Source organism: Alloprevotella tannerae ATCC 51259, assembly GCF_000159995.1.
Classification (GTDB): domain Bacteria; phylum Bacteroidota; class Bacteroidia; order Bacteroidales; family Bacteroidaceae; genus Alloprevotella; species Alloprevotella tannerae.
In genome coordinates, this window is the sequence record NZ_GG700643.1 from 64,660 (window position 1) to 89,539 (window position 24,880).

The following is a 24,880-nucleotide window of genomic DNA, read 5'->3' on the forward strand; positions in this document are numbered from 1 at the left end:
TTAAATCACACTTTCTCAATGTATATACTCACTAAAAGCCAAAGAAAAATAATTTCGTAACATCTAATGAGTGCCTTTACGCTATTATTATATTATAGATCAACTTGTATGTAGAAAAGTTTGAGGCTTTACCTTTCTCGTTTGTCTATCTTATCTACTACGAGTATATAAATAATGAATTTCAAATTTGAGTGTTTCGTGAATCGCGACTTGTTTTCCGCAATAAAAATGATGATTTATATAGTCTAAGGCCTTTTTCGACATTCTCCCTTCACGAGCGTACAGTCATTCTCTCGTGGACGTAGAAAATTCCTCACGTGAAGAAATTTTTGTACCTTTGCAGTGGTATCCAATTTTTGCTTGAGATGAGTAATAATACTCAAGCTTGTTTAGATGCTAAAGGCAGGTGGACGCGGCTACTTGCCTAGTGAAGATATTTATTTTATAACCTTAAACAATTCGTAGTATGACAGTATTCTATAAATTACAGAAAACGACAGGAGGCCTTCCTATAAATTCAAAAATGAAAGTGATGCCGGTAAGGCAAATAACGGTTGACTTTGAATCTTTAGCACAAAAGATCTCTGTGGGTACGACTTTTTCGTCGGCCGATCTGATTGGCGCATTGGATGCATTGAAAGAAGCAATGATTGCTGAATTGAAAGAGGGCGGGCGCGTACACCTTCCGGGGCTTGGCTATTTCTCTTTGTCAATTAAGGGGGAGGTTTATCAAGATGCTAAGACGCAGCGTTATCGCCTACGGTCTCCTCGCATACGCAAAATTAAATTTCTTCCTGAAAGAACCTTGATGAAGCGATTAGCAGATACGCATTTCGCTAATGTTGGCTCTACATCGTCGACGTCGAAGCCACTAAACGAGATGGAAATAGACAATGCATTGCGTTTATTGTTTGCCCAACAGCAAGTATTGACAGTGGGGCAGCTTCAAGATTACCTTCATTTGCGTCACACATTCGCTTATCGTTTGGTAAAAAACTTAGAGATGAAAGGAAAAATTCGCAATATTGGCTCGGCGCATCGTAAAGTCTTCGTACCAGGGGAAGTTTTAAATGTTCCTTCAGAACAATGAAGAGTAGGCAGGTGTTGTCAGTGAACACATAATATATAATATAGCTTCAAGCATTTATTGAGGGGGCTTGATTGAAGCAGGCGATGCCGCGTTATCATCGTGTGTTTTAGTCGAGCCTCCTTTGTTTGACTATTATTATTGTCGTATATCTCATTTCGGTAAGACAGAGAAGTGAAGGCAAAGTAAAGTGGAAAATTGTAGTTGGTTGGGTGTGCGAGAATCATAACTCTTTTTCTTTGTTTCAAACAGAATTTGGCGCGGATAAATTTGGATGTTTAGACCTTTTCATCGTAACTTCGTTGCCAGATTACAACCTAATATGGAAGATTTTGTTCATTTACACGTTCACTCTCAATATTCTATTCTTGATGGACAAGCCTCTATCGGCAACTTGCTAAAGAAAGCTGTTGCTGATGGAATGCAAGGTATGGCGCTTACAGACCACGGAAACATGATGGGCGTCAAAGAATTTTACAATGAAGCTAAAAAAGCCATAGGTAAAGCTAAAGAGAGTCTCAAGAAGGCACAAGAAGAGGGGGGGAGTGAAGAGCAAATCGCCAAATTACAAAGAGCGGCTGCTTTTAAGCCAATTTTGGGCTGTGAAATGTACGTTGCTCGTCGCACGCTGAAAGACAAAAAAGATAAAACAGACCAAAGTGGACACCATCTTATAGTCTTGGCCAAAAATAGTGTGGGATATCATAATCTTATTAAGCTCGTTTCTAAAGCTTGGGTTGATGGTTTTTATATGCGGCCGCGTACAGATCACGAGGAGTTGGCCAAATATCGCGAAGGACTTATTGTTTGTTCCGCCTGTTTAGGAGGAGAGATTCCAAGCAATATACTAAAAGACGATATAGATAAGGCAAAAGAGGCCGCTCGTTGGTTTAAAAGCATTTTTGGCGATGACTATTATTTAGAGTTGCAACGCCACGAAGTAAAAGATCCATCAATTCAAGCCAATCGCGAGGTATACGGGCTTCAAACTAAGGTAAACGAAGTTCTTATACAATTGGCAAAAGAGCTGGATATTAAGTTGATTTGCTCCAATGACGTCCACTTTGTTAATGAAGAAGATGGAGAAGCTCATGATCGACTTATATGCCTATCTACAGGAAAGGATTTAGACGACCCGAAGCGTTTGCTTTATACGAAACAAGAGTGGTTTAAAACTCAACGGGAAATGAACAAAATCTTTGAGGATATTCCCGAAGCAATGCGGAATACCATCGAGATTTGCAACAAGGTCGAACTCTATTCTATTGATCACGCGCCAATCATGCCCAATTTCCCGATCCCGGAATCTTTTGGAACGGAAGAGGAATATAGAAGTCGCTTAACGGAAGAAGATTTGTTCAATGAGTTTACGCGAGATGAAAATGGAAAAGAGATTGTGTCGCGTGAAGAAGGATTGAAGAAAATTGAAAAACTTGGCGGCTTCAATAGACTATATCGCATCAAATTTGAGGCAGATTATTTAGCAAAGCTTGCATATGATGGCGCAAAACGGCGCTATGGTGAGCCATTGTCGGATGAGGTCAAGGAGCGCGTTAATTTTGAATTGCACATTATGAAAGTTATGGGCTTCCCTGGCTATTTCTTGATTGTGCAAGACTATATTAATACAGCTCGTAACGAATTAGGCGTAAGCGTAGGGCCGGGTAGAGGTTCTGCAGCTGGCAGTGCGGTGGCTTATTGTTTGGGCATAACGCAGATTGATCCGATAAAATATGATCTTCTGTTTGAGCGTTTTTTGAATCCGGATCGTATTTCTCTCCCCGATATTGATGTAGACTTTGACGATGACGGCCGTGGGCGCGTCCTGCAATGGGTAACAGATAAGTATGGTGCAGAAAATTGCGCCCACATTATAACTTACGGTACGATGGCAACTAAATCTGCCATTAAAGATGTAGCCCGTGTTGAACGTCTGCCTTTATCTGAAAGCAACCGTCTGTGTAAGTTGATTCCCGACAAACTACCGGAAGATAGTAGCGGCAAGAGTCCAAAGTTGACGTTAGATAATGCCATAGCTGCTATTCCGGGTTTGCGAGAAGCGGAGGCGTCCGACAATCCATTGTTGAGAGATACTATTCGTTATGCTAGGCAATTGGAGGGAAATGTTCGCAATACAGGTGTCCATGCTTGCGGATTTATCATCTGTAAGGATAAGATTTCAGACTGGGTTCCCATATCTACGGCCGACGACAAAGAGACTGGAGAAAAATTACGCTGTACGCAATACGAAGGACGTGTGATTGAGGAGACTGGTCTCATAAAAATGGACTTTTTGGGCCTGAAAAACTTGTCGATTATAAAAGAGGCCTTAGAGAATATCAAGTTAAGTTTGGGCATTGATCTTGATATTGATAAGATTGATATCAGTGATAAAGCGACCTACCAACTTTTTTCTGATGGCAATACAATCGGAACCTTTCAATTCGAGTCTACCGGAATGCAAGGACATTTGAGAAATTTGCAGCCAAGCACTTTTGAAGACTTGATTGCAATGAATGCGCTGTATCGTCCAGGCCCGATGCAGTACATTCCGAAGTTTATTCAGCGAAAGAAGGGTGAGGAGACGATTACTTATGATCTGCCTTGTATGGAGAAGTACTTGAAGGAGACATATGGTATTACGGTTTATCAAGAGCAAGTGATGCTCCTTTCGCGCGAAATAGCCAATTTCACGCGTGGAGAAAGTGATACGCTTCGAAAAGCGATGGGGAAAAAACTCATCGACAAGCTGAATCATATGTATCCAAAGTTTATTTCGGGTGGCAAGGCTAATGGTTATGACGAAAAGATCTTAGAAAAAATTTGGGATGATTGGAAAGCTTTTGCCTCTTACGCATTCAATAAGAGCCATGCGACTTGTTATTCTTGGATAGCCTATCAAACCGGATATTTAAAGGCTAACTATCCTTCCCAATATATGGCAGGTGCGATGAGTCGTGCCCTTTCAAACATAACTGAAATCACAAAGTTTATGGATGAAAGTAAGCGAATGGGAATTAATACTCTTGGGCCTGATATCAATGAGTCTTTAATGAAGTTCAGCGTCAACCATCGTGGCGACATCCGCTTCGGCTTAGGTGCCATAAAGGGCGTTGGGTCGCAGGCCGTAGAAAACATTCTAAAGGAAAGAGAAGTGAATGGCCAGTTCTCAGACATTTATAATGTGATGGAGCGCATAAACCTGACTACTTGCAACCGGAAAACGCTAGAGAATCTTGCTATTGCAGGTGCTTTCGATAGCTTTGGCATCGCTCGAGAACAATTTGTAGAAATAGACGAGTCAGGTGGCGACTTTTTGGATGCGCTTATCAGATACGGCACACAATATAAAATAGATCAAAGTCAAGCTCAGAATTCTCTTTTCGGCGAAGAAGCGGCGGCAATTATTACAAAGCCGCTTCCTGCCCCCGTATCGCAGCCTTGGACCAACTTAGAACGCTTAAACAAGGAGCGTGATTTGATTGGTATATACATATCCGGGCATCCTTTAGACAAATATAAAATCATACTAAATAAAGTTTGTACCACTACCGTAGCTGATTTGGACAACCTCAATGCTTTGGCTGATCAAGACATTTCTTTTGGTGGCATCGTTACAGATACACGTGAGGGAATGACAAAGCGGGATAAACCTTATGGAGTTATTAAGTTAGAAGACTACAAAGGGGCTTACGAGCTGATGTTTTGGGGAGATGATTGGGCAAGACTGGGGAAGCAATACAATACAAAAGGAAATTTTTTGTATATACGTGCTCACGTCACCCCGAGAAGGTTCAAGGAAGGAGAATACGACTTAAGATATAATGAAATCTCTTTCCTTTCAGATGCAAGAGAGCGATTGCTTGACAATTTGACCATTACTCTAAATGTTGAACTCTTTAGTGCAGCTATGGCTGAAGAGCTTTGTGGTTTGATTCAACGTGAAGCCGGTAAAACAGATCTAAAAATCGTAGCTAAAGACTTGAAAGGGAGAAGTCTATCTTTTGTTTATGGAGGGAGTAAGATCGCTATAGATAATAAGCTTACCGACTTCTTAGACAACTGCGAGGCGATAAACTATACGATCAATTAGATGTTTATAGGTTATCTGCTTTAATAATGGCATAGATGTTGCTTTTGCAATTATATATATCCAACCAAAATAAATAGTTACAATGGAAAAAATTATCACTGATGCGAATTTTGAGAGTGAATTAAACGCTGGGCTACCTCTTGTCGTAGATTTCTCAGCAACATGGTGTGGTCCTTGCAAAAAGATTGCTCCAATTATTGACGAATTGGCTGAAGAGTATGATGGCCGTGTCAATGTTGGCAAATGCGACGTTGATGAAAATTCAGATCTGACAACGCGTTTCGGTATCCGAAGCGTTCCTACTGTTCTGTTTTTCAAAAATGGCGAGTTAGTTGACAAGACTGTTGGCGCCGGCTCTAAAGCGATGTTCAAAGAAAAGTTTGACGCTTTATTATAATCAGCAAAAAATGATGGAGGCAATGGGGAATACAAGTTCCTTGTTGCCTCTAACTTATCCTTCTAAGCAAAGTGAAACGATTTTTTTGCTTAGTTCGTCCCGTGAAGCTCCCAACAAGTGATTCATCGGGATTTTTTGTATCCTTTCAACCTTGATTTTTTATATACCTTTTCTATTTATTTGGTAGCAATCGCTTAGGCTTTTTATCAATTCTTTTTGAGTGTTGATCGTAATAAGCTTGGTAATATTTCACTATACCTACTTCTGTCTACAGAAGTGCTTAAACGGCTTTAGGTTGTTCTGAATACACTGATCATATTCTATTATAATTCAATTATATAGTCTGAATTTATTAGACTTAAATATCGATATGCTCAACTTGTTGTCGTGAGCGTAAAGTTGTCCCTTCACGATGGTACGAGTTTCCCTTCTCAGGAGTACAATTCTATCTTCACGATGAAACGAGCTGTAACTCAATTCTACATCTTCGGTATTCTATTAGGCATGCTGTCGCCTTTTACATTGTTGTCGAAAAATAAAGAATACGGGGTATAGAACCTCATTTAAGCGTAAGTATTAAATATGTCCGTAAAACGCAGTTTTCTTTGGTTGAATGTAGGTTATCAACAAGAAGTGTGGCTACAATCGCGAAAATTTTATAGAAAAATGAAGTGTAGAACAGAAAAAAATAGAAAAACGCTTTACCATAATGTTTTTTCTCACTATTTTTGGAAGTGTCAAACTAAATACAATATCTCTTTGAGGATTTTGCCTTTTGAGAAAGACTAAACATAAGCAGAGTATGGACGCTCCGAAAGACATACCCGAGGTCTTCACATCTATACTCACTAAATATAAGAACAGCTATGGCGTATCTCCATTTTGATAAAATTCAGATGACGAATCTGCAGGAATCTCTCAACAAAGAGTTTTTGATTACCAACCATTCAGGAGCCTATTGCTCCTCTACGCTTGTAGGTTGCAATACGAGGAAGTATCATGGTCTCTTTGTCGTCCCCATTCCAGAGATGGATGATGAAAATCATGTATTGTTGTCGTCTTTAGATGAAACGATCATACAGCATGGAGCCGAGTTTAACCTTGGTCTTCACAAGTATCGCGGCGATAGTTTTAGTCCGAATGGCCATAAATATATCGTTAGCTTTGAGCAAGAGAAAGTACCGACTTGGATTTATAGAATCGGTGGCGTATTGCTGAAGAAAGAGATTTGTTATAGCGCTCATCAATCGCACCTTTATATAAGATATACCTTGTTAGAGGCCCATTCACCGACACTGTTAAGGTTAAAGCCATTTCTGGCTTTTCGTAGTGTGCGGCAATGGACTCACGAAAATGATGTCGCAAACACAGCATATGAAGAAATTGAGAATGGGATAAAAATGTGCCTTTATAGGGGATATCCGACCTTGCATATGCAATTGGCGGCTAAGTCTTCCTTCCACTATGAGCCCAACTGGTATTTAGGACTTGAGTATCCGAAAGAAAGAGAGCGCGGTTACGACTCAACAGAGGACTTGCTTGTGCCGGGATTCTTTGAATTGCCGATTACTAAAGGAGAGAGCATTATCTTTTCTGCTGCCTTAGAAGAAGGTAGTCCAAAGGACTTCCACAAAATGATGGAGACAGAAATCGAGCCGCGAACGCCACTGGATAGTTTCTATCATTGCTTGGTACACGCAGCCCATCAATTTCGCTACAAGAAAGATGACGAAGATTATCTGTTGGCCGGTTATCACTGGTTTAAGCCGCGTGCTAGAGATACGTTTATCGCTATGCCTGGTCTTACGCTTGCCATTGGTGAACAGCAACAGTTTGAAAAATATATGTCAACAGCCCAGAAGGCCGTGACTGACTTTCTCAAAGGGGAATCGATTACAGGTTTATATGAAATAGAACAGTCGGACATATTACTATGGTGTGTTTGGTGTTTACAGCAATATGCAAAGTATACTTCACGCCAGGAATGTTATAAAAAGTATGGCTTGCTGATTAAGCAAATATTGCTGTTTATTTATGAAGGAAAGCACCCCAACCTTTTCGTACACGAGAATGGCTTACTTTATGCCAATGGGAAGGATAGGGCAGTGACCTGGATGAATGCAACTGTCGACGGAAAGCCAATTATTCCCCGCTCTGGCTATATCGTGGAGATTAATGCACTTTGGTATAATGCGCTGAAATTTTACGAACAGTTGGTTGGCGAGCAGGGCACAGAAGACGAAAAGAGTCACGTTGATTTTTGTTCGATAGAGTCGCAAAAGATTGAGACTTCTTTTAAAAAGGTCTTCTTGAATGATTATGGTTATTTATTAGACTATGTAGATGGGCAAATGATGGATTGGAGCGTTCGTCCCAACCAGCTTTTTGCTATCGCTTTAGACTTTTCGCCATTGAACATAAAAGAGAGAAAAGGAGTCTTGGATATTTGCACGAAAGAACTGGTTACGCCAAAAGGTATTCGCTCGCTTTCTCCGAAAAGCGGTGGATATAATCCGATGTATATCGGCGAACAACGTAATAGAGATTATGCCTACTTTAGCGGGACTGCGTGGCCTTGGCTTACCGGCTTCTATTTGGAGGCATATGTTCGCGTCTATAAGATGAGTGGAGTTAATTATATCGAGCGACAACTCATAGGCTTTGAAGATGAACTCTTCTATCATAGTATTGGAACGATACCAGAGCTTTTTGATGGCAACCCTCAGTTTAGCGGACGCGGAGCCGTTTCTTTTGCAATGAACGTGAGTGGCATCCTACGCGCTATCCGGCTGTTGGAAAAATACAAGCAACAAGGAGAATAAAAGCTTCATATCAATAATCTATGACCCTTGCTTAGCTGGGTCACAACAAAAGACAAAGAAATAATGAATGTTTTAATGTTTGGATGGGAATTTCCTCCTCACATCTTGGGCGGCCTTGGTACGGCGAGCTATGGCATAATCAAAGGTCTATCCCTTATACCTGACACAAACATCACGCTTTGCCTGCCACGTCCTTATGGGGACGAGGATAGAAGCTTCGTCAATATAATTGGAATGAGCGAAACTCCGATTGTGTGGCGCGATGTTGATTATGATTATGTTCAGCAGCGTATTGGGGACAAAATGGACCCCAATCTCTATTTCAGCCTGCGCGATCATTTGTATGCAGACTTTAGTTATCGAATGACAAACGACTTGGGCTGTATAGAGTTTTCGGGAAAATATTTAGATAATGTTTTATATGACGAGATAAACAATTATTCTATAGTGGCCGGTGTTGTAGCTCGTCAGCAACAATACGATATAATACACGCTCACGACTGGTTAACTTATCCGGCAGGTATTCATGCGAAGAACATATCCGGAAAGCCTTTGGTCATACACGTGCACGCTACTGACTTTGATAGAAGTAGAGGAAAAGTTAATCCAACAGTCTATGGTATAGAAAAAGATGGAATGGATCACGCTGATTGTATAATGTGTGTAAGTGAGCTTACACGCCAGACAGTCATTAATCATTACCATCAAGATCCGGGAAAATGTGTGGCGATGCACAATGCGGTTTATCCTCTTTCTCAAGAAGTGATGGACGTTGTCAATCAACGTAAACCTTTTGAGGAGAAAAAGGAAAAAGTTGTCACATTTTTGGGGCGTATTACAATGCAGAAAGGTCCGGAATATTTTATAGAAGCTGCAACTAAAGTCTTGCAACGCACAAAGAATATTAGATTTTGTATGGCCGGTTCCGGAGATATGATGAATAGTATGATAGAATTAGTTGCACGTCGAGGGATTGCAGACCGCTTTCACTTTCCTGGCTTCATGAAAGGAATGGAAGTATACAAAGTTTTTCGCGATTCTGATGTCTATGTGATGCCTTCCGTTTCCGAGCCTTTCGGTATATCTCCCTTAGAAGCGATGCAGTGCAGAGTTCCTTCTATTATCAGTAAGCAAAGCGGATGCGCAGAGATACTTGATAACTGCATCAAGACAGATTATTGGGATATTGATGCTATGTCAGACGCTATTTATTCACTTTGCACAAATGATTCTCTTCACAAATATCTCTCTGAAGAAGGAGTAAAAGAAGTTGATCAGATCTCGTGGGAGAAAGTGGGACAGCGTATTTATAGTTACTATCAGCAACTTCTAAAATAAGAAATAAAACAATGAAGACAGTTTGCCTTTACTTCGAAATTCATCAGAATATTCATCTTAAACGTTATCGCTTCTTTGATATTGGTACAGACCATTACTATTATGACGATTACGAGAACGAAAGATCAATCACTGAAACTGCGGAAAAGTCCTACATACCGGCATTGCATACTCTCATCGAGATGGCAGAACGTTACGGCGACTTCTTTAAGTGTGCCATTTCATTGTCCGGTTGCGCAATAGAGCAATTGGAGAATCACGCGCCACAAGTTATAGAGCTTTTACAGACATTGAACGAGACCGGCTGCGTTGAGTTTTTAGCAGAGCCGTATTCCCATGGTTTTTCTTCTCTGAAAGATCAAGACTATTTTAAGTCAGAAGTGCGGCATTTGTGCGATAAAGTTGGCGAGCTCTTTGGTCAAAAACCAAAAATCTTCAGAAACTCCTGTTTGGTTTATGATGATGAAATTGGAGAACTTGTAGCCGGTATGGGCTTCAAAGGAATGTTGGCTGAAGGTGCAAAACACATCTTGGGCTGGAAAAGTCCACACTTTGTATACAACTGTAGCCGCAATCCGAATTTGAAACTCTTATTGCGTGACTATACATTATCAGAAAATATTAGCTATCGCTTTAATGATTCATCTTGGAGCGAATATCCATTGTTCGCAGATACGTACGCAAACTGGATTGCAGCACTACCTGAAGAGGAACAGGTGATAAATATCTTTATGGAACTTTGTACACTCGGCATCTTCCAACCGTTATCATCTAACATTCTCGAATTTTTCAAAGCCTTGCCTGAGCAATTGAGGCAGCGAGGCATTACATTCTCAACACCGAGCGAGATATGTGCTAAGATAAAAAGTGCGGGCGATCTCTCGGTAGAGTATCCCACATCCTGGGCTGATGAAGAGCGCGACTTGTCGCCCTGGTTGGGCAACGTGATGCAGCAGGAGGCTTTTAATAAACTCTACTCTGTATCAGAGCGTGTGCGTATCTGTCGCAATAAGCGATTGCAACAAGATTTCGACTACTTACAGGCTTCCAATAATCTTCATTTTATGAGCACAAAGCCCGGTAGTTATGGAGGATATAGGGGTATTTATGATACACCATATGATGCCTTTATCAACTATATGAATATTTTGGGTGACTTTATCACAAGGGTCAATAATTTGTTCCCAAATGTGGATAATGAAGAACTCAATTCTCTGTTGACAACGATCAAAAATCAAGAAGATGAACTTGAGATTAAAGACAAAGAAATAGAAAAATTGCAGCATATGATGCGTCACTTAGAGACTCTAGAAGGGGAGCAAACAGTAAAAGGAACGAAAAAAAAGACGACTGTCAGGAAAACGAAAAAATAAGTATGTGAATCGATCCTGAAACCAAAGAATTAAGGTCGATTACCATGCTTTTTGAGTAATCGACCTTAAATGACTTAAACTTTTTTGAAGTGTTGTCAGAAAATCTTATCTTTGGCCCAAATTTTGAAAAAGCAACAGAACATGCGAAAATTCTATCTCTTTTTAGCGGGTATACTTTTATTAGTCACATCCTGCAAAACTCCGGAAAAGATACTTTATTTTCAAGATGTACAACCTGGCGATGAAATTCCAACTCAGACGCTTTCTGCACTCTCTTTCCAGCCCGGAGACAAAATTAATATTTATATAGCTAGCGCGACCACGCCCGCACAAGCTAAGCGTTTTAATCTTTCTGAAACAGGAGGTGGAGCTAATGGCAATACTCCTTATATAATAGATGAGAATGGCGTTGTCGAAATTCCCGGCTTAGGTCGTGTGTTGATTGGAGGCCTGACAAGAGCTGAGGCCGTTAAGAGAATTAGTGACGCCCTCCACAAAGGGATTCTTAATGATGCTGTCGTTACGATTACACCATATGATCGTTATATTACGATTTTGGGAGAAGTAAACAGACCTGGTAGAATAGAAATCAACAAAGATCATTTTACAATCTTAGAAGCTATCGGCGCTGCTAACGATTTGACGATTCAAGCTAATAGAGATCCTATATTGGTGATTCGTCAAGAAGGGGATATATCCAAGACATATAGCATTAATCTGCGCTCAAAGGATCTTTTGAGTAGTCCTGTTTACAATTTGAAGCCTAACGATGTAATCTACGTGCAGCCGAACACAGTTAGGATGGCGCAATCTACCTTTAATGAAAACAGCTTCCGCCAAGTAGCTACGTGGATTTCGCTTTCATCTCTTTTACTCTCAATGGGTATCCTAATCTTTAGGAAATAGATATTTAAATAGACATTATTAGGAAGGCACTCCGTAAATGTATCGGGGTGCCTTTTATCTTACTTGAAGTTTATTAAATTATTGCTAGGACAGAATGGATACCATATATATGAAGTAACTAATCTATACAACTTAGCAGACTATTATTGCGGCTCTTCTCGTGTTATTTTTGTTGAACGATTTGCTTTGTAATCATGTTCATCAGACACACAAGTGTCGATGATTTATTTTGTGCAATTTATATCACGACAAAAAAGGTTTACCTTGACGATAAAATGTTCTTATCTTCGTGGGAGGAAAATCTTACGCTCGTGATGAAAAATAAAGTCAAATAGTTTTCGTTCCTCAAAAGATAAACATTATCGTATATTAATACGTGCAGATTCGTATGAATCCCGCCTTTATAGTACAGAATAAAGTTTTGCCAGTTGGTTCTTACAATATAAAAAGGCGAGACTCTTAGTTAAAGTCTCGCCTTCTAAATTTTATTGATTTCTTATCAATTAAAATCCTTAGGATTAATAGTTTACCGTAAGAATTTCAAAGTAAGACTGTGGGTGAGCACATACAGGACATTTCTCCGGTGCCTTCTTGCCAATTACGATGTGCCCACAATTAGAGCATTGCCAAACGCAGTCGCCTTCACGAGAGAAGACGATGCTATCTTCAATATTCTTCAGCAATTTACGATAGCGCTCCTCATGTGCTTTTTCAATTTTAGCCACCATTTCAAACTTCGCTGCAATTTCTGTAAAGCCTTCTTCGCGTGCAATTTTAGCAAAGCTTGGGTACATATCAGTCCACTCGTGATTCTCTCCAGTTGCTGCATCTTTCAAGTTAGCTTCTGTAGCAGGAATCTCTCCACCTTGAAGATACTTAAACCAAATTTTCCCATGTTCCTTCTCGTTGCGCGCCGTTTCTTCAAAGATATTAGCCATTTGTACGTAGCCATCTTTCTTTGCACGAGAAGCGTAAAATAAATACTTCGTGTGAGCTTGTGATTCACCAGCATAAGCTGCTTTTAAACACTCTTCAGTTCTAGTTCCTTTTAAATCCTTCATAATGTGTCGTGTTATGTTCCAAAATCTATGCAAATTTAGTCCTTTTCAATCAAATAAACAGCTAAAAAACCAGAATATTCAAATTGTCGAAAAATAAAATTGTAAGCTGCTGCAAAAATCTAAACTTTTATCTATCTTCGCTGTGGATTTAGAAAATGGGGCTTTTATGAAGGACGCACACAATTTTGTGACTATCGCAAATTTATCAAAGGAGAAGCTACGCTATCTGATTGAGATGGCTGCTGAATTTGAAAAACATCCTAATCGTGAAATTCTTAAAGGCAAGATTATCGCTACGCTGTTTTTTGAACCCTCTACAAGAACACGTTTATCTTTTGAAACAGCAGCAAATCGGCTTGGCGCTAAAGTGATAGGTTTTACAGATCCAAAAGTTACAAGTTCTACGAAAGGCGAGACCCTAAAAGATACGATTATGATGGTAGCCAATTATGCCGATGTCATTATAATGCGCCATTATCTGGAAGGAGCTGCAAAATATGCGAGTGAAATATCTCCGATACCCATAATTAATGCTGGGGATGGCGCACATCAACATCCTTCACAAACGATGTTGGATCTGTATTCTATATATAAGACCCAGGGAACGCTTGAGAACTTAACGATAACGCTTGTGGGTGATCTAAAATACGGAAGAACCGTACATTCACTATTAATGGCAATGCGCCATTTTAATCCTTCCTTTCGTTTTATAGCACCCAAAGAGCTTGCAATGCCAGTTGAATACAAACAATATTGTGAAGAACAGGGCATTCGATACGTTGAAACGGAGAATCTTAGCGAAGAGACAATAGCTGATTCTGACATATTGTATATGACGCGTGTACAACGTGAGCGTTTTACAGATCTGATGGAATACGAAAGGGTGAAAGATATTTATATCTTGAAAAAATCGATGCTTACAAAAGCTAAGCCTAGTCTCAAGATCTTACATCCTCTGCCGCGTGTTAATGAAATATCTACGGATGTTGATGATACTCCACAAGCCTATTATTTTCAGCAAGCCGGCAATGGGCTGTTTGCTCGTGAGGCTATTATCTGCGATGTGTTGGGGATAGATCTTGATTCGTTGAAGTCGGATCAGACAATTCTTTATTGATAGAAAGTGGAACACAAATAGACAACAATGAAAAAGGAACTACAAGTAGCTGCATTAGAAAATGGGACTGTGATAGATCATATTCCCAATGATAGATTGTCAGAGGTTGTTCGGCTATTGTGTCTGGAAACTATAAAGGACTCTTCTATAATGATTGGTTATAATTTGGATAGCCATAAGATGCGGAAAAAGAGTCTGATAAAAATATCTGACCATTACTTCTCTGATGAAGAATTAAATCAATTGTCTGTTATAGCACCTCATATATCTCTTTCCATTATCCGAAATTTTGAAGTTGCGGAGAAGAGACAAGTAGAATTACCCAAGGAGTTAGTTGGCATTGTCAAATGTCCAAATCCTAAGTGCATAACAAACAATGAACCGATGCAAACAATGTTTCATTCAATTAAGGCGTCTAAAACGATCTTGCAATGTCATTATTGTGAGAAAGAGATTGATGTAGATGAAGCAAAGTTCTGTTGATATATAAGCAAAATAAATTGTAATACATACTCTAAACACTAAAGTAACTATGCAAAAAGATGCAGAAATCTTCAGATTGATTGAAGAAGAACACCAAAGACAATTACGTGGTATTGAGTTGATCGCGTCAGAAAACTTCGTTAGTGATGATGTGATGAAAGCAATGGGTTCTTGGCTTACCAATAAGTATGCTGAGGGTTATCCCGGTCATCGTTATTACGGCGGTTGTCAAATCGTAGACCAAACGGAGAATTTAGCTATTGAAAGAATTAAAAAGCTTTACAATGCTGAATACGCAAATGTGCAGCCTCACTCAGGTGCTCAAGCTAATGCAGCTGTCTTATTGGCTATTTTGAAGCCGGGTGATACGTTTATGGGGCTTAATTTGGACCATGGCGGCCACCTTTCTCACGGTTCACTCGTAAATACTTCCGGTATTCTCTATCATCCGGTAGGGTATAACTTAAATCGCGAGACCGGCCGTGTTGATTATGATGAAATGGAGGCTTTGGCTAAGCAACACAAGCCGAAATTAATCATCGGCGGTGGTAGCGCATACAGCCGTGAGTGGGATTATGCGAGAATGCGTAAGATTGCGGATGAAGTAGGTGCTATTTTCTTGGTAGATATGGCTCACCCCGCAGGACTTATTGCCGCAGGTTTGTTAGACAACCCTGTAAAATATGCACACATTGTTACTTCTACGACGCACAAGACGCTTCGTGGTCCGCGCGGAGGTATTATCTTGATGGGTAAAGACTTTGAAAACCCATTTGGCTTGAAGACAAAGAAGGGCGACTTGAAGATGATGAGCACGCTTCTCAACAGTGCAGTGTTCCCTGGTCAACAAGGTGGGCCATTGGAGCATGTAATTGCAGCGAAAGCCGTTGCATTTTATGAGGCTCTTCAACCGGAGTTCAAGGTATATCAGACACAAGTGAAGAAGAATGCCGCAAAGTTAGCTGAAGAGTTAGTTAAGCGTGGCTTCAGCATCGTCAGTGGCGGTACAGACAACCATAGTATGTTGGTTGACTTACGTCCGAAGTATCCTGAGCTGACAGGTAAAGTGGCTGAAAATGCTTTGGTTGCAGCAGATATTACGGTAAATAAGAATATGGTTCCGTTTGATACGCGCTCTGCTTTCCAAACTTCAGGTATTCGCTTAGGCACACCTGCTATCACAACGCGCGGTGCGAAAGAAGACTTTATGGTTGAAGTCGCTGAACTTATTGAGACGGTACTCAATGCTCCTGAAGATGAGCAAGTAATTGCCAAAGTTCGTGCTCACGTCAACGAGATTATGCAGCAATTCCCCCTATTTGCTTATTGATTTAAGTAATCAAAGAGTGACATTTAATAAAGGCGTCAGCTTTCAATACTTTGAAAGGACGCCTTTATTTTTTATTTGAATTCGTCTATCTGAATTTTATATCAAGTGCGTTGCGTTACAAAGTGAGTTCGATGCAACTTTATCCCTCTCGCATTTGTTTAAGCAATTCTCGTTGACGCTCTGAAAGATGCTTCGGCAACTTTACATCATACGTTATAATCATATCTCCAAACGTACCATCGCCTTTATCATAGCCTTTTCCTTTCAGTCGCACCTTAGTTCCATTCTGTGTTTCGGGTTTTACCTTCAATTTCAATTTTCCATTTGACGTTTGCAAGATAATATCTCCGCCCAGCAGCGCTGTGTACATATCTATTGATACTGAAAGATTTAAATTGTAGTCTACCGAACTATTAGTATATCTAGCAGAGCGATTTGTACCGCCGAAGTGCATTTCTCTCCCGCCCCCAAAAAGATTTTCAAAGAAAGAAGAGAATCCGCCCCCACCAGAGAACTGGCTGAAATCGAAATCGTCAAAGGAACCTGCACTGCCTCCAAAACCACCTCCGAAGCCTCCACTTCCACCAGCCCCTCCGAAAGCGCCGGCATCTTTCCAGTGCTCACCATATTGATCGTACTTCTTACGCTTTTCGGGGTCGTTTAAGACATCAAACGCCTCGGTCAAAGCCTGAAATTTTGCCTTGGCTTTAGGATCATCCGGATGTAAGTCAGGGTGAAATTGCCTTGCACGTTTTTTATAAGCACTCTTTATTTTCTCCTGCGGAGTATCTTTTGCAATGCCTAATATCTTGTAGTAATCTATAAATGCCATACGATTTATTATCTATTTTATCCTTTATTGTTTCGACTTACTACAAATAGAGTGCCGTTTATTCGTGATGATAAGGTTCTCCGTGCAAAATTGTTTCGGCTCGGTATAATTGTTCCAAGAAGAAGAGCCGAACCATCTGGTGAGAAAATGTAAGTTTGGAGAGTGAAAGCTTGAATGTCACCTTGTTATATATCTCTTCTGAAAAGCCATAAGGTCCTCCTATGATGAAAACCATTCGCCGGCCTCCGGCATTGATTTGCTGTTGTAAAAAAGAAGCAAAGTCTACAGATCGAAATTCCCGTCCACGCTCGTCGAGCAGAATAATTTTATCGCCCGCTTGTAAGAGTCGCTGAATGCGCTCTCCCTCTCGTTGCTTCTGCTCTTTCTCCGAAAGTGCTTTGCAATCCTTTAAATCATCTACGACCTTGATTTCAAACGGCAAATAATGCTTAATGCGTTCTTCATATTCGAGCATTAATTGCGCAATATGCTTATTGGTGGTTTTGCCCACCATAATAAAGACTACCTTCATCTTGACTTATAAAATGCTGTCTTAATAAAGACAGGATTAACAGATGCCAAAGATAAGCGTTTTTCTTGAGTTGAAATAAGGATACGCGTATCATTCGTAATCAATTTATGCCAATTTGTCACTTCTACTTGTCTGCTTTTTTATCTACTTTAGCTAAGTCTTTCTTTATGCTCACTTATCTAAAGCTAAATCTGTTTCCTGAGCGATAATAAGCGCAATAGAGGTTGCCGGATATGGGGCGTTCTATTGTTTGCTAGGGCCAAACTATCGTTTGCTGGGAGCAAACTATGGTTTGCTGAAACCATACTATCGTTTGGTGGCGCCAAACAATAATGCAACCCCTAATAATCAATAGAAAACAGTGATTCTATATGTATAAACTCGAATCGTATATGCTTTATAATAAAGAAGATATTTTCATTTAATAAACAAATAGATGAGGTGGGAGAGAGGTTACTATGTATTAACCAATGTTACTCTCTAGCTTCGTAAAGCAGCTTATTTGTATAAGAACATTAGTGGATTTATTGTTTGATAACAGCAGTAAAAAGCAATAAGAAGCTTATTGCTGGTGCTTTATTGATAACTAAATATGAAGGAACGTTACGATGTTTTACTGATCTTCTTTACGCTTGTTCTAATCGTCTTGAGTAAATATGATATAAACAACTCTTTGTTAATTGATTAAATAAAATAATCAGAGAATATCTTCTTTCAGAAATAAAGGCAATGTATTGCTTGGAAAAGCATTCTAATGCATACCAAAGCAATAGAATGAAGTAAATAACAATGGAAATAGTTAACTTTGCTCCATAGTTAAGAAATATGCCAGAACAAAGCACGAAACGAAAGCCACGAAAAGTGGCGAAACAGGCCCCATTAGAAGATGATTTTGGTCATTTGCAGCCACAAGATATAAAGATGGAACAAGCTATCTTGGGCTCGCTGATGATAGAAAAAGAGGCCTATGACCGAGTTTCAGAGATACTGAAGCCTGCTGTTTTTTACAACAACAGTCATCAACTTATTTTTGAAGCCATTCGCGATTTAGAGGCTGAGGAAAAACCAGTCGACTTCCTGACTGTCACAGAAAAACTTGATCGCAAAGGACAATTAGAAGATATTGGTGGGGCTTTTTATATTACACAATTGAGCAGTATGGTTTCCTCTACGGCTCACTTGGAATATTATGCGCATATCATCGCGCAGAAAGCCACAGCACGCGAATTAATCGCTTATGCCTCAGATATACAACAAAAAGCCTTTGATGCTACAACGGATGTCGACGAGTTGATGCAGGAGGCTGAGGGCGCACTTTTCCAACTTTCGCAGGAGAATCTGAAAAAGGATTACACGCAAATCAATCCTGTTGTAGATGAGGCCTATGAAATGCTGAAAAAGGCCGCAGCGCGTTCTGACGGATTGAGTGGTTTGTCCTCTGGTTTTAAGAAATTGGATGAGATTACGTCAGGCTGGCAAAACTCAGATTTAGTTATTTTGGCTGCACGCCCTGCTATGGGAAAAACGGCTTTTGCTTTGAGTATGGCTAAGAATATCGCCATAGATTCACGTAACCCCGTAGCCTTTTTTTCTCTTGAAATGTCAAACGTGCAGTTGGTCAATCGTATCATTGTCAACGTATGTGAGATAACGGGCGATAAGATTAGAAGCGGCCAATTGGCTCCTTATGAGTGGGCACAATTGGATAATCGCATCAAAAAACTACACGATGCGCCGCTTTTTGTAGATGATACGCCATCTCTTTCAGTTTTTGAGTTGCGAACTAAGGCGCGCAGACTCGTACGTGAGCACGGAATCAAGCTGATTATGATCGATTATTTGCAATTGATGAATGCCAGCGGTATGAGTTATGGTTCCAGACAAGAAGAAGTCAGTACGATTAGCCGATCATTGAAAGGACTAGCGAAAGAATTGAATATCCCTATTATCGCACTCAGTCAGTTGAACAGAAGCGTGGAAAAACGCGATGATACAAAAGGAGGAGATGAAGCAAAAAGACCGCAGTTGAGTGACCTACGTGAGTCTGGCGCCATCGAGCAAGACGCTGATATGGTCTTATTTATTCATCGTCCGGAATATTATCATAACTATAAGGATGCACAGGGTAAGGATATGCGCGGAAAAGCACAGATAATCATTGCAAAACATAGGAATGGTGGTGTCGGAGATGTGACGTTGAACTTTAAAGGAAGTTATGCTCGCTTTGAAAATGAAGAGGAACAGAATGTACCTTTTCCCGAAAGTGACACGAATTTTGTTAGCTCGCGTATGAATATGGATGCTCTCGGCTATGATGAAATGATTCCTCCCGCAGCAGAAAATCCATTTCCCACATCGGATAATGATGTGCCATTTTAAGTCTGTCATATATGGAAACAATTTGCGCTATTGCCACAGCGCCAGGCGGCGCTATTGGTATCGTTCGCCTATCTGGAGATGATGCTATAAGCTTAACGGAGAAAATACTTGACCGGAATTTGCAGGAAAAGGTCACTTATGCACATATTCTTGATAATGGGGAGATTTTAGATGAGGTGATTGTGACGATTTTTCGGCAACCTCATTCTTATACGGGGGAAAATACAGCCGAGATTTCCTGCCATGGTTCTCCATATATTTTGCAGCGGACAATGGAACTCCTCATTGCACAAGGTTGTAAACCTGCAAGACCGGGAGAATTTACGCAGCGGGCTTTCTTGAATCATAAGATGGATTTGAGTAGGGCAGAGGCGGTGGCTGATTTAATAGCTGCGAGGTCTAAAGCTCAGCAAAAAATGGCTATGCAACAAATGCGGGGTAATTTTTCTAAGTCTTTGAGTGAGCTGAGAGACCAACTATTGCACATTACTTCCTTATTAGAATTGGAATTAGACTTTTCTGATCATGAAGATTTGGAGTTTGCAGATCGCTCTGAACTAATCGCTTTGGCTAAAACGATAGAAGAAAAGGTCAGTTCTTTATTAAATAGCTTCAAATTGGGGAATGCTATTAAGCATGGTGTGCCCGTAGCAATCGTGGGTAAAACAAACGCAGGAAAATCTACACTCCTAAATGCACTCGTCGGAGAAGAACGAGCTTTGGTTAGCGATATTAATGGTACGACTCGGGATACGATAGAAGATATAGTAAACATCGGGGGCACGCTTTTTCGATTTATTGATACAGCTGGTATACGCAGAACAGACGATATCGTAGAAACTATGGGTATTGAGCGAACATTTCAAACGATAGCTAAAGCTGATATTATCCTATGGGTCATTGATGCTCAAGATTCTAAAGATGTGCTCAAAGAATTGGAACAACAAATGCGTCAACATTGTGATTCTAAGAAACTTATTTGCGTATTTAATAAAACGGATCTTCAAATCCCTCAATATATCCCAAAGGGGATAGATACCGTTTCTATTAGTGCTAAAAAGAATATAGGGATGGATAAGCTGCGAGATCTTCTGAAAGTAAGCACTGATATTGCTCCGGCTGAAGATGTCATTGTCTCCAATATCCGCCACTATGAGGCACTCTGCGAAGCTAGAACTTCTTTAGAGAGGGTTCAATCTGGCTTAATTAATCATCTGAGTGGAGAGTTTGTAAGTCAAGATTTAAGGGCCTGTATCCAAAGTCTTTCTGAAATAGTAGGAGATATAACTTCTCAGTCTGTTTTAAATAACATTTTTAGTCATTTCTGCGTAGGAAAGTAAGACATATTTATACGTGCTAAAGGCAACGTAAAGAAAACATAATCCCTGCACAATTACACTCGGAGAATCAGGCTTTTGTAAAAATGAAAACATCTTTGCGTTTTGTCTCTATTTGTCTTTGTTTTGTCGTATTTTTGTTGTTACTTTGTTACTCGATATCTAAAGCAACAAATTGAGCAACAAATTATGGGAAATTCAAAAGAGCCTGTACGCTTGCGGCAACGCAAGACGCCATCAGGGCTTATCAGCTTGTACCTTGATGTTTATGTAGACGGGCGGCGCAGTTACGAGTATCTGAAAATGTACCTCGTACCTGGAAAGTAAGCCTATAAATATCTGTTTTTTTCGTATCGTGTCAGGATCTATCTGCCGGCTGAGCTCAAGCAAATAGTGAATTGACTCTTGATGTGTTGAGTCATTAATATCACTAATATTAAGACCCCATTCCTGGATGATACTCTTTAGCTAAACCACCTTCACTAGTCTCGCGATACAACGAGGGGAGATCTTGACCTGTCTCTTTCATAACTTCTACGCATTTGTCATAGCTTATAAGATGTAGTCCATCAGCGAATGTTGCGTAGATATTAGCATCTAATGCTCGAGCTGCTGCGTGTGCGTTTCGTTCTATGCAGGGGATTTGCACTAAGCCGCAAACAGGATCACAGGTCATTCCTAAATGATGCTCCAAACCCATTTCGGCCGCATATTCTATGCTAGCTAATGTACCACCAAATAGATAATTAGCTGCTGCTGCTGCCATTGCACAAGCCACACCAACTTCTGCTTGACAGCCGCATTCTGCTCCGCTAATTGAAGCTCTACTTTTAGCGATATTGCCAATGAGGCCTGCTGTAGCAAGGGCATGTAATATTCGCTTTTCTGGAAAGTTTCTAGAATTGGCGATGTGATACAAAACAGCGGGTACTACTCCGCAACTACCGCAAGTCGGAGCTGTTACAATTTTGCCGCCACTTGCATTCTCTTCGCTTACGGCTAATGCGTATGAAAAGACGAGGCCACGAGACTGTAAAGTCTGCCTATACCCAGTAGCTCTTATAAAATAATCTGGCGCTTTTCTACGTAAATGAAGCTCTCCAGGAAGAACTCCTTCATGTACTAAACCACGGTCTACAGCATCGCGCATTGTTTGCCAAACTCGAGCAAGATAGCGCCAAATCTCTGCACCTTCACAGGCTTCAACGTACTCCCAATAAGTCTTCCCCCGTTGCTCACACCAAATCTGTATGTCTTTAAGCCTATTATATTCATAAACGTCTGGGGTCTCTAGGCGTGAACTGTCTTTTTCAGCCAAGGCTCCTCCACCTATACTATAAACTGTCCAAGGATGTTTCCATTCAGATGTAGAGGTAGATTTTGATGGAGAAGCAACACTATATATTGTACCCCAAGATTTTTGTGGAGGATTTTCTCCAATGATACATTCAAATTTCATCCCATTAGGATGAAAGTCCGGTTTTATTTCTGGTTTCCAAATGATCTCACAACGATCTCCTAAAACTTGTCGAATGGCAATATCTGTTAAGTGTCCTTTTCCCGTAGCCGCTAAACTTCCATACAGTGTTGCGCGAAAACAGATAGCATTCGGGTGCTCAGAAAGATACTTTTCAGCTGCGAATCGAGGTCCCATCGTGTGAGAGGACGAGGGACCTTGACCAATGCGAAATAATTCTTTTAGTGATTTCATTGTTTCCTTCATAATACCACAAAAGAAATTTCACTTTCGCTCCTTTATAATGCCTTTTCGATAAGCCATAAGAAGTTTTTCCAAGTCACTTACCTGTTCACTAAGTTCAACTCCTTTATCTGAGTCTGCTACCATTTCCCTATGTCCCATCATTTCTACGATTTGTGTCGTAGTTTGGATGTCAGTACCATTAAGAATAGCTTCTTCTGTGCTGGTAAAAGGTGCATGTTGAACGAGTTGGAAGCCCCGGCTATGGTATACAAGAGTATAGCCAGCAATACCCGTAGTATTGTGGTAAGCTTTAGCAAATCCTCCATCAATTACCATGAGTCGTCCATCCGCTTTGATGGGTTTCTCACCTTTTCCAACCTTTACCGGAACATGTCCATTTATAATATGTCTATGTTCTCCCTTGACGCCAAACTCGTCCATAATATAATCGCAGATGGCCGCACTATCACGCAATTTATAATACCACCCCTTCTCTTCGACGTGAGTACTCTTATCTGCAATAAAATACCTTTCAAATGTGGACATCTTGGACTTATCGAAAAGAGGACTTTCCGGCCCACACCATAAATACCAGAAATAGTCTATTCCAACTTGGCGTTCTTCTGATTCACTTCCTACATCATACGCAGAACGAATCATTTGTTCAACTCTTTCTAGTAGAGCAACTCCTTTAACATGTTGTCCTGCGACAGAAACTTCATGTAAGCTACCATCCTCATTTAAAGGGACAGATGCATGGTATAGCAGATTGGAATTATAGATTCCATACATAGAACCATGCGTTAGCTGTACGTTTATGTGTCTTTGTAAGCGATCACTGATAAGGAAGCTATGACATAACCGATCAACAACCTCTTTCTCTTCTTTAGTAAGCTCAAAAGGATGTTTAGGATCAATTGTCGGAAAATTCATATCAAGCATTTCATATGTATTTCCATCGACGGTTACAATGCCTTTTTCAAAATCAATTTTGTCGAGAAGTTTGCGATCATCCATTTTCCATTCGGGATGCTTATTATAAAGCTGTCCTTCAAGCTTAAATTGGATAATGGATATAGCCTTGTGCATTTGGGCAATGAGCTTACACTTCTTTTCTGTTAGTAGTTTATCGTTAGTTTCAATTTTGGGCTTGAATACAGTACATTCATCATTTCCGTACGTGTCTATGGAAAATGTTGTGAGAGGCACAAGGTTTATAGCATATCCATCCTCAATGGTTGCTAAATTAGCGTATCGAAGTGAAATTCTCAACACACTAGCAACACAAGCTGGATTGCCAGCTGCTGCTCCCATCCATAAAATATCGTGATTGCCCCATTGTAAATCCCAATTGTGATATGATTCAAGCACATCCATAATTAGATGTGCTCCTGGCCCGCGATCATAAATATCTCCAAGTACGTGCAATTGATCAATTGCAAGTCGTTGTATAAGATAACAGAGTGCAATAATAAAATTGTCAGCTCGTGTTGTTCCAATAATCGTTTGGATGATCACATTAACATAGGCTTGTTTATTATGATCATCCGTACTTTCGTGCATAAGTTCTTCTATGATATAAGCATATTCGGGCGGTAAACTCTTTCTTACTTTTGAACGTGTATATTTAGAACTTACACGCCGACAAACCGCCACCAATTGGTTGAGCGTTGTTTGGTAATAATCAGAAATATTTCTGTCTGTCTTTTTTACTAAGTCTAATTTTTGCTCCGGATAATAAATAAGTGTGCAGAGGTCTTTTTTCTCCTGTTCTCGTAGTGTAGTGCCAAAGAGTTCATTTACCTTGCGTTTAATATTACCCGACGCATTTCTCAGCACATGCTGAAAAGCTTCATTCTCTCCATGCAAGTCTGCTAAGAAATGTTCTGTTGGTTTAGGTAGATGAAGAATGGCTTCCAAGTTTATAATTTCAGTTGTGACAGAAGAGATTGTGGGAAAATCTCTAGATAATAAGCGAAGGTATCGCAAATCGTCATTGACCTTTTTAATAGAAGATTGTTTCATAGCGCTTTTATATTTTAATTATACCGAGACTTCCCTCTTTGTTGATAAAGGGAAGCTCGGTACGTA

General features: G+C 40.2%; 17 protein-coding genes and 1 pseudogene. 13 read left to right on the forward strand and 5 right to left on the reverse strand.

All coding sequences use genetic code 11. The features are described 5' to 3' along the window. Window positions 1-466: 466 nt before the first annotated feature. The 7 genes from GCWU000325_RS06310 (at window position 467) to GCWU000325_RS06340 (ending at window position 12,016) form a co-directional block, all read left to right on the forward strand. On the forward strand, window positions 467-1,090 hold the full coding sequence (locus tag GCWU000325_RS06310; protein ID WP_006255469.1) for an HU family DNA-binding protein: 624 nt from the start codon (window positions 467-469) through the stop codon (window positions 1,088-1,090). A 319-nt stretch (window positions 1,091-1,409) separates the two neighbouring features. After that, window positions 1,410-5,180 (forward strand): DNA polymerase III subunit alpha, encoded by a 3,771-nt coding sequence (gene dnaE / locus GCWU000325_RS06315; RefSeq protein WP_006255470.1) that lies wholly within the window; start codon window positions 1,410-1,412, stop codon window positions 5,178-5,180. 82 nt (window positions 5,181-5,262) lie between these two features. Further along, window positions 5,263-5,577, forward strand: coding sequence for a thioredoxin (gene trxA, locus GCWU000325_RS06320; protein ID WP_006255471.1), 315 nt, complete (start codon window positions 5,263-5,265; stop codon window positions 5,575-5,577). A gap of 866 nt (window positions 5,578-6,443) precedes the next feature. After that, window positions 6,444-8,399, forward strand: coding sequence for a glycogen debranching enzyme N-terminal domain-containing protein (locus GCWU000325_RS06325; protein WP_006255472.1), 1,956 nt, complete (start codon window positions 6,444-6,446; stop codon window positions 8,397-8,399). A gap of 63 nt (window positions 8,400-8,462) precedes the next feature. After that, window positions 8,463-9,737 (forward strand): glycosyltransferase, encoded by a 1,275-nt coding sequence (locus tag GCWU000325_RS06330; RefSeq protein WP_006255473.1) that lies wholly within the window; start codon window positions 8,463-8,465, stop codon window positions 9,735-9,737. An 11-nt stretch (window positions 9,738-9,748) separates the two neighbouring features. Further along, complete coding sequence (locus GCWU000325_RS06335; protein ID WP_006255474.1) at window positions 9,749-11,110, forward strand: glycoside hydrolase family 57 protein; 1,362 nt, start codon at window positions 9,749-9,751, stop codon at window positions 11,108-11,110. Between the two features lie 141 nt (window positions 11,111-11,251). After that, window positions 11,252-12,016 carry a polysaccharide biosynthesis/export family protein gene (locus GCWU000325_RS06340; protein WP_040599666.1) on the forward strand — a complete coding sequence of 255 codons (765 nt, stop codon included), beginning with the start codon at window positions 11,252-11,254 and terminating at the stop codon, window positions 12,014-12,016. 518 nt (window positions 12,017-12,534) lie between these two features. On the opposite strand, the gene rbr is transcribed toward GCWU000325_RS06340, so the two are convergent. After that, complete coding sequence (rbr, locus tag GCWU000325_RS06345) at window positions 12,535-13,077, reverse strand: rubrerythrin (RefSeq protein ID WP_006255478.1); 543 nt, start codon at window positions 13,075-13,077, stop codon at window positions 12,535-12,537. A 166-nt stretch (window positions 13,078-13,243) separates the two neighbouring features. Between rbr and pyrB the strand changes: the two genes are divergently transcribed. Genes pyrB through glyA form a run of 3 tightly spaced genes read left to right on the forward strand, consistent with a single transcriptional unit; the run spans window position 13,244 to window position 16,007 of the window. Next, window positions 13,244-14,194, forward strand: coding sequence for an aspartate carbamoyltransferase (pyrB, locus tag GCWU000325_RS06350; protein ID WP_040599444.1), 951 nt, complete (start codon window positions 13,244-13,246; stop codon window positions 14,192-14,194). A 27-nt stretch (window positions 14,195-14,221) separates the two neighbouring features. Then, a complete protein-coding gene (locus GCWU000325_RS06355; protein WP_006255480.1) occupies window positions 14,222-14,677 on the forward strand; it encodes an aspartate carbamoyltransferase regulatory subunit in 456 nt (151 codons plus the stop codon). Window positions 14,678-14,726: 49 nt separating this feature from the next. After that, a complete protein-coding gene (gene glyA, locus GCWU000325_RS06360; protein ID WP_006255481.1) occupies window positions 14,727-16,007 on the forward strand; it encodes a serine hydroxymethyltransferase in 1,281 nt (426 codons plus the stop codon). A gap of 139 nt (window positions 16,008-16,146) precedes the next feature. On the opposite strand, the gene GCWU000325_RS06365 is transcribed toward glyA, so the two are convergent. Together GCWU000325_RS06365 and rlmH are read right to left on the reverse strand one after the other, a co-directional pair. Then, window positions 16,147-16,839 carry a DnaJ domain-containing protein gene (locus GCWU000325_RS06365; RefSeq protein WP_006255482.1) on the reverse strand — a complete coding sequence of 231 codons (693 nt, stop codon included), beginning with the start codon at window positions 16,837-16,839 and terminating at the stop codon, window positions 16,147-16,149. Between the two features lie 58 nt (window positions 16,840-16,897). Then, on the reverse strand, window positions 16,898-17,371 hold the full coding sequence (gene rlmH / locus GCWU000325_RS06370; protein WP_006255483.1) for a 23S rRNA (pseudouridine(1915)-N(3))-methyltransferase RlmH: 474 nt from the start codon (window positions 17,369-17,371) through the stop codon (window positions 16,898-16,900). 825 nt (window positions 17,372-18,196) lie between these two features. On the opposite strand from rlmH, the gene dnaB reads away from it, so the two are divergent. From dnaB to GCWU000325_RS11530, 3 genes and pseudogenes are all read left to right on the forward strand, one after another. Then, entirely contained in the window at window positions 18,197-19,750 is a 1,554-nt protein-coding gene (dnaB, locus tag GCWU000325_RS06375) for a replicative DNA helicase (protein WP_006255485.1), read from the forward strand. Window positions 19,751-19,761: 11 nt separating this feature from the next. Then, on the forward strand, window positions 19,762-21,090 hold the full coding sequence (gene mnmE, locus GCWU000325_RS06380) for a tRNA uridine-5-carboxymethylaminomethyl(34) synthesis GTPase MnmE (RefSeq protein WP_006255486.1): 1,329 nt from the start codon (window positions 19,762-19,764) through the stop codon (window positions 21,088-21,090). A 186-nt stretch (window positions 21,091-21,276) separates the two neighbouring features. Beyond that, window positions 21,277-21,405: pseudogene (locus GCWU000325_RS11530) on the forward strand (Arm DNA-binding domain-containing protein); the annotation flags it as partial. Window positions 21,406-21,523: 118 nt separating this feature from the next. Here GCWU000325_RS11530 and GCWU000325_RS06385 read toward each other — a convergent pair. Beyond that, window positions 21,524-22,798: an L-serine ammonia-lyase, iron-sulfur-dependent, subunit alpha gene (locus tag GCWU000325_RS06385; protein ID WP_040599668.1), complete on the reverse strand. Its 1,275-nt coding sequence runs from the start codon at window positions 22,796-22,798 to the stop codon at window positions 21,524-21,526. 30 nt (window positions 22,799-22,828) lie between these two features. Beyond that, window positions 22,829-24,814: a fructose-1,6-bisphosphatase gene (locus GCWU000325_RS06390; protein ID WP_006255489.1), complete on the reverse strand. Its 1,986-nt coding sequence runs from the start codon at window positions 24,812-24,814 to the stop codon at window positions 22,829-22,831. Between the last annotated feature and the right edge of the window lie 66 nt (window positions 24,815-24,880).

What these genes read in the sequence shown, in the direction of transcription:
- GCWU000325_RS06310 (WP_006255469.1), top strand. Translation starts at nt 467, where the DNA reads ATGACAGTATTCTATAAATTACAGAAAACGACAGGAGGCCTTCCTATA.
- GCWU000325_RS06340 (WP_040599666.1), top strand. Translation starts at nt 11,252, where the DNA reads ATGCGAAAATTCTATCTCTTTTTAGCGGGTATACTTTTATTAGTCACA.
- glyA (WP_006255481.1), top strand. Translation starts at nt 14,727, where the DNA reads ATGCAAAAAGATGCAGAAATCTTCAGATTGATTGAAGAAGAACACCAA.
- rlmH (WP_006255483.1), bottom strand. Translation starts at nt 17,371, where the DNA reads ATGAAGGTAGTCTTTATTATGGTGGGCAAAACCACCAATAAGCATATT.
- GCWU000325_RS06365 (WP_006255482.1), bottom strand. Translation starts at nt 16,839, where the DNA reads ATGGCATTTATAGATTACTACAAGATATTAGGCATTGCAAAAGATACT.
- GCWU000325_RS06325 (WP_006255472.1), top strand. Translation starts at nt 6,444, where the DNA reads ATGGCGTATCTCCATTTTGATAAAATTCAGATGACGAATCTGCAGGAA.
- dnaB (WP_006255485.1), top strand. Translation starts at nt 18,197, where the DNA reads ATGCCAGAACAAAGCACGAAACGAAAGCCACGAAAAGTGGCGAAACAG.
- trxA (WP_006255471.1), top strand. Translation starts at nt 5,263, where the DNA reads ATGGAAAAAATTATCACTGATGCGAATTTTGAGAGTGAATTAAACGCT.
- rbr (WP_006255478.1), bottom strand. Translation starts at nt 13,077, where the DNA reads ATGAAGGATTTAAAAGGAACTAGAACTGAAGAGTGTTTAAAAGCAGCT.
- GCWU000325_RS06330 (WP_006255473.1), top strand. Translation starts at nt 8,463, where the DNA reads ATGAATGTTTTAATGTTTGGATGGGAATTTCCTCCTCACATCTTGGGC.
- GCWU000325_RS06355 (WP_006255480.1), top strand. Translation starts at nt 14,222, where the DNA reads ATGAAAAAGGAACTACAAGTAGCTGCATTAGAAAATGGGACTGTGATA.
- pyrB (WP_040599444.1), top strand. Translation starts at nt 13,244, where the DNA reads ATGAAGGACGCACACAATTTTGTGACTATCGCAAATTTATCAAAGGAG.
- GCWU000325_RS06335 (WP_006255474.1), top strand. Translation starts at nt 9,749, where the DNA reads ATGAAGACAGTTTGCCTTTACTTCGAAATTCATCAGAATATTCATCTT.
- GCWU000325_RS06385 (WP_040599668.1), bottom strand. Translation starts at nt 22,798, where the DNA reads ATGAAATCACTAAAAGAATTATTTCGCATTGGTCAAGGTCCCTCGTCC.
- GCWU000325_RS06390 (WP_006255489.1), bottom strand. Translation starts at nt 24,814, where the DNA reads ATGAAACAATCTTCTATTAAAAAGGTCAATGACGATTTGCGATACCTT.
- mnmE (WP_006255486.1), top strand. Translation starts at nt 19,762, where the DNA reads ATGGAAACAATTTGCGCTATTGCCACAGCGCCAGGCGGCGCTATTGGT.
- dnaE (WP_006255470.1), top strand. Translation starts at nt 1,410, where the DNA reads ATGGAAGATTTTGTTCATTTACACGTTCACTCTCAATATTCTATTCTT.